The organism is Cellulomonas jepli, assembly GCF_047229345.1.
GTDB lineage: Bacteria > Actinomycetota > Actinomycetes > Actinomycetales > Cellulomonadaceae > Cellulomonas_A.
In genome coordinates, this window is sequence record NZ_JBFTER010000172.1 from 1 (window position 1) to 4,917 (window position 4,917).

Here is a 4,917-nt window from a genome sequence, read left to right on the forward strand (position 1 = left end):
GCCGCAGCCAGCCCGCCGACGCGCCGGGTGCGCCGGCGCCGCACGAGCGCGGCGACGGTCCGGGCCCGCTGCGCCGGGTCGGGTCCCTCCGCGGCGGACGCACGGGCCCGGTCGTCGACGAAGGCGTGCAGGACGTCGGTCAGGTCGCGGCTCACGACTGGCTCCTTCCGGCCCGGCTGACGGGGTGGACGGCGACCGACGTGGTTCCCGGCTCGTCGAGCCGGACCGTGACGTCGAGCGACAGGCGCAGCTTCGCGGTGCCGTCGGACAGGTACCGCTTGACCGAGCCCGCGCTGATGCCGAGCGCCTGCGCGATGTCCGCGACGGGCAGGTCGTCGAAGTACCGCAGGACGACGCACGCCCGCTCGCGCGCCGGCAGGGCGTTGAGCGCGCTCTGCACGTCGACCGCGGCGGCCGCGGAGCGGTCCGGGGTGTCGTCGGCCGCCTCCGGCTGGACGAACAGGTGGGCCCGCGACGTCCAGGTGCGCTTCCGGCGGAGCTGGTCGAGGAACGTCGTGCGGATGACCTCGCGGACGAACCCTTCGGCGGTGTGCCGGTCGGTGAGGGCGCGCGGCCGGGAGAACGTCCGGACCAGCGCGTCCTGCACGAGGTCCTCCGCCGCGGGGCGGTTCGTCGTGAACAGGCACGCGTACCCCACGAGCGCCGGATGTCGCTCGCGGACCACCTCCTCGAGCACCGCCTGCCAGTCGGCCACGTGGGTCGTCCCTCCTCCGGCCGTCCCCGGCCCGTCGTCTGCTGCGCTCAACGCGCGCCGGGCGGAGAACGTTGGGTGCCGGTCCGGGGTGCGGTCACCGGGAGAGTGACACCTGGGGACGCACCCGACAAAGGGACTGGGCCGACCGGGCGTCGCACCGCCGGACGCCTGCACCGACCCGCCGCCGGCCCGATCAGGAGGTCGACACCCCACCTCGCCCCGCAAGGACTCCCATGCCGTACCTCCGTCTCGCCGCAGCCGCCGCGCTCGCGGCCGTCCTCGCGGTGACCGCCGCGCCGTACGGCCCCCACGCCGGCGCCACCCCGGACCCCGAGTCGCCGGCGGCGTCGGACACGACGCTGCGCGTCCCGCTCGACGGCCGCGTCGTCCTCGCGGCGAGCCGCACGCCGCGCGCGTCGGCCACGTCGTCCACGACGTCGACCAAGGTGCAGGGTGGCAAGGTGAAGCCGACGCCCACCCCCACGCCGACGCCGACCCCCACGCCGACGCCCACCCCGACGCCGACCCCCACCGCCGGGCCGAGCACCTCGTGGGCCGTGCCGGTCGGCGTGACCGTGCCGTGGGGGCCGGTCGACGCGCAGCGCCTCGCCGACACCACGGCGGTCCTGCGCCACGTCCCCGCCTACCTCGAGTGGTACACCGGCTTCGGCGAGGCGCCCGACGTCGCGAAGCTCCAGGCCGTGACCGACGCCGGGTCCGTCCCCGTCGTCACGTGGGAGCCGTGGGTGTGGACGGGCGGCGTGGACCAGCCCGCGTACGCGCTCGACCGCGTCACGGCCGGCGACTTCGACCCGTACCTCGCGCAGTGGGCCGACGCCCTCGCGGCGTGGGACCGCCCGGTCCTGCTGCGGTTCGCGCACGAGATGAACGGCGACTGGTACCCGTGGTCGGCGGGCGTCAACGGCAACACCGCCGCGGACTACGTCGACGCGTGGCGCCACGTGCACGACGTGTTCGCCGCGCACGGCGCCGACGACGTCCGCTGGGTCTGGGCGCCCAACGTCGTCTACCCCGGCTCGACGCCCCTCACGGCGCTGTACCCCGGCGACGCGTACGTCGACGTGCTCGGGGTCGACGGCTACAACTGGGGCACGTCGGTGTCGTGGGGCAGCTGGGTCTCCGGCCGGCAGGTGTTCGAGCAGACGTTCGCCGAGCTGCGCGCGCTCGCGCCGTCGAAGCCGCTCCTGGTCACCGAGACCGCGTCGAGCGAGCTCGGCGGCTCGAAGGCCGCGTGGGTCGAGGACCTGATCACGTGGTCCGCGGGCCAGGGCCTGCTGGGGATCATCTGGTTCGACGAGAACAAGGAGACCGACTGGCGGATGGCGAGCTCACCGGAGTCGGCGGCGGCGTTCGCGGCGGCGCTGTACCGCTGAGGGCCACGGCCGGCGCCCTCACGGGACGAGGGCCGTGAGCGCACCGTCCTGCTCGAGCAGGAGGCCGTCGCCGACGGCGAGCACCGTGCGGGCGGCGACCGGCAGGGTCCACGCCGTCGCGCCGCTGCGGAGGTCGACCGCCGAGAGGCCGGCGACCTCCAGGTCGGGGTCGGGTCCTCTGTGGGCGAGGACGAGGCGGGTCCCGTCGAAGGCGACGGGCCATGCCCGCTCGGTCGACCAGCGCACCGCGCCCGTCGCCGCGTCGCGCACGGTCGTGGCGCCGGCGTCCTCGGTCAGCACGCTGCCCGGCAGGACGCCGAGCGGCCGGGCGGTGACCTCCCACAGCGGCGCGCCGCCCGCGGCGTCGCTGACCACGGTGACACCGGCGCCGTCCCGCAGCTGCCAGGCGACCGCGACGTCACGCGGCGCGGGGCTGAGCACGGCGGGGGCCGGCTCGACGGGCACGCCGGGCGTCACGGGCTCGCCGGTCCGCAGGTCGAGGACGCGCTCGCGGCCGGCGCTGGTGAGCACCACGGCGCCGTCGCGCACGTAGGTGGCGAAGGGCTCCCGCGACGCGCCCGTCGGCGGCTCGGGGTCGTCGCCGGCCCAGAGGGTCGCCCCGGTGCGCGTGGAGACCGCCGCCCAGGCGGGGTCCCCGTCCGCGCCGGCGCCGTGCGCGACCGCCACCTCGCCGGACACCGCCACGGACCACGCGTCGAGCGCGACCGGGACCTCGCGAACGACTCTCCCGTCCTGCGGGTCGACGAGCTGCACGGCCGGACCGCCCTCCGCGCCCGTCCCCACGCACACGAGGCTCCCGGTGCGGTCGACGCCGGCGCACGGGCCCGGCGGGCCGCCCGTGACCGCGTCGACCGCGCGCGCCCAGCCGAAGGTGCCGGCGGCGACGCCGATCCCGACGACGGACGACCCGCGCGCGTCCGTGAGCTCGATCAGCCAGTGGCCGCCCGCTGCGGCGGCGAGCCGGCCCCCGTGCGGCTCCAGGGAGGCGCGGATCCCGAGGCGGGGCGGCATCAGCGGGTCGGCGCCCGGCAGGAGGCCCGCCGTCGGCACGGTCCACGCGACCCGCGGCGGCGAGGGGAGCGGGGCGACGAGGCCGCGGGCCCCCGTGCCCGTCGTGACCGGCCCGGGTGCCGGCTCCACGGGCGCCGGTGCGGCGGTCGCCTGGTCGCGCTGGGCCGGTGCTCGGTCGACGGGCTCCGGCAGCACCGTCGCGGCGGTCACGGCCAGCGCGACGGCCGCAGCGGACGCGGTCACGGTGGCGGCGAGCCGTCGGCGTCCGGCCCGGCGCGCGTCCGCGAGGACGGTGCGCAGCTCGGCAGGCCCGTCGTGCGTGGCGGCGGCGGCACGCTCCTCGTCGAGGGCCAGGTCCGTCAGCAGGTCGCTCAGCGGGCTCATCGGGCGGTCCTTCCACTGCGCGGGACGGTCAGGAGGGTCGCGGCCGGCGGCTCGGTCTGCGCGGCGTCCGGCCCCAGTGCGGCCCGGAGCTTCGCGGTGCCGTCGGAGAGGTAGCGCTTCACCGCGCCGGTGCTCAGGTTCAGCTCGGCGGCGACGTCCGCGACGGTGAGGTCGTCGACGTGGCGCAGCACGACGCACGCGCGCTCCCGCGGGGACAGCTCCGCGAGCGCCGCCCGCACGTCGAGCCCGGCCGTGACCGCGCGCTCGGGCGAGGGTGCGTCGCCGGCGTCCGCGAGCAGGTGCAGCTTCGCGCGCCACGACGTCTGCCGGCGTGCCGAGTCGAGGAACAGCGTCCGGATGACCTGGCGCACGTAGCCCTCGGCGGTGTGCACGTCGGTCAGGGTCCGGGGCCGGCCCGCGGTGCGCACGAGCGCGTCGTGCACGAGGTCCTCGGCGCGCGAGCGGTCCGCGGTGAACAGGTACGCGTACCCGACGAGCGCGGGGCGCCGCTCCTGCACCACCTCCGCGAGGACGTCCTGCCAGCGGTTCACGCGGGTCTCCTCGGCGAGGTGGGGCGTCGTGGGCTCACACAGCCTCAACGAGGCAGGTGGCCGGAACGTTGGGGGCGGGTCCGCCGTACGCTCGGCGGATGGCACAGGACCCGCAGCCCGCGACCGCACCGGACGAGTCCCGCACGCCGGGCGAGCAGCGGGCGACGGCCGCGCTCGACGCCGCCGGGATCGCGTACCGCGTGGTCCGCCACGGCCTGGTCCGCTCGCTCGCGGAGGCCGCCCAGGTCCGGGGGATCGACCCCGCGGGCATCGTCAAGACGCTCGTCGTGCGGCGTGCGGAGGACGACTACCTGTTCGTGCTCGTGCCCGGGGACCGCGCGATCTCGTGGCCGAAGCTCCGGGCGCTGCTCGGCGTGACGCGCATGTCGATGCCGGACGCGGCGACGGCGCTCGCGGTGACGGGGTACGAGCGCGGGACGATCACGCCGTTCGGGTCGACGCACGCGTGGCCCGTCGTGGCGGACGAGCGGGTGCCGGGCCGGCCGGCGTCGATCGGGGGCGGGGCGCACGGCGTCTCGGCGACCGTCGACGGCGACGACCTCGTGCGTGCGCTCGGGGCGACGGTCGCGGACGTGACGGACCCCGAGCCGCCGCGCTGAGACAGCGTCGCCGAGGCCCGCCGCACGAGGCATTGACGTCGATCCGGACGCCTCGGTATCTTCTTCAACGTTGCTCTACATCGTTGTAGAGCGCGAAGGGAGAATCCGCAGTGACGCGTCACCTCCGCAGGTCCGCCCGGGTCGCCGCCGCGACCGCCGCCCTCCTCGCCGCCGCGCTGGCCGCACCGGTCGGCGCGTCCGCGCTCGCCGGGACCCCGGCC

At 77.1% G+C, this 4,917-nt stretch carries 5 protein-coding genes; 2 read left to right on the forward strand and 3 right to left on the reverse strand.

The features are described 5' to 3' along the window. Nucleotides 1–151: 151 nt before the first annotated feature. Nucleotides 152–715: a SigE family RNA polymerase sigma factor gene (locus AB6N24_RS22605; RefSeq protein WP_412871605.1), complete on the reverse strand. Its 564-nt coding sequence runs from the start codon at nt 713–715 to the stop codon at nt 152–154. Between the two features lie 233 nt (nt 716–948). Between AB6N24_RS22605 and AB6N24_RS22610 the strand changes: the two genes are divergently transcribed. Continuing rightward, the gene (locus AB6N24_RS22610) at nt 949–2,109 is read left to right on the forward strand and encodes a glycoside hydrolase family 26 protein (RefSeq protein ID WP_412871606.1); all 1,161 of its coding nucleotides are present in this window, start codon (nt 949–951) and stop codon (nt 2,107–2,109) included. A gap of 18 nt (nt 2,110–2,127) precedes the next feature. On the opposite strand, the gene AB6N24_RS22615 is transcribed toward AB6N24_RS22610, so the two are convergent. Then, nucleotides 2,128–3,525 (reverse strand): outer membrane protein assembly factor BamB family protein, encoded by a 1,398-nt coding sequence (locus AB6N24_RS22615; RefSeq protein WP_412871607.1) that lies wholly within the window; start codon nt 3,523–3,525, stop codon nt 2,128–2,130. Then, entirely contained in the window at nt 3,522–4,076 is a 555-nt protein-coding gene (locus AB6N24_RS22620) for an RNA polymerase sigma factor (RefSeq protein WP_412871608.1), read from the reverse strand. The genes AB6N24_RS22615 and AB6N24_RS22620 overlap by 4 nt, the downstream gene beginning before the upstream one ends. Before the next feature lie 98 nt (nt 4,077–4,174). Between AB6N24_RS22620 and AB6N24_RS22625 the strand changes: the two genes are divergently transcribed. Further along, nucleotides 4,175–4,696, forward strand: a complete 522-nt coding sequence (locus AB6N24_RS22625; protein ID WP_412871609.1) for an aminoacyl-tRNA deacylase — start codon at nt 4,175–4,177, stop codon at nt 4,694–4,696. Nucleotides 4,697–4,917: the final 221 nt, after the last annotated feature.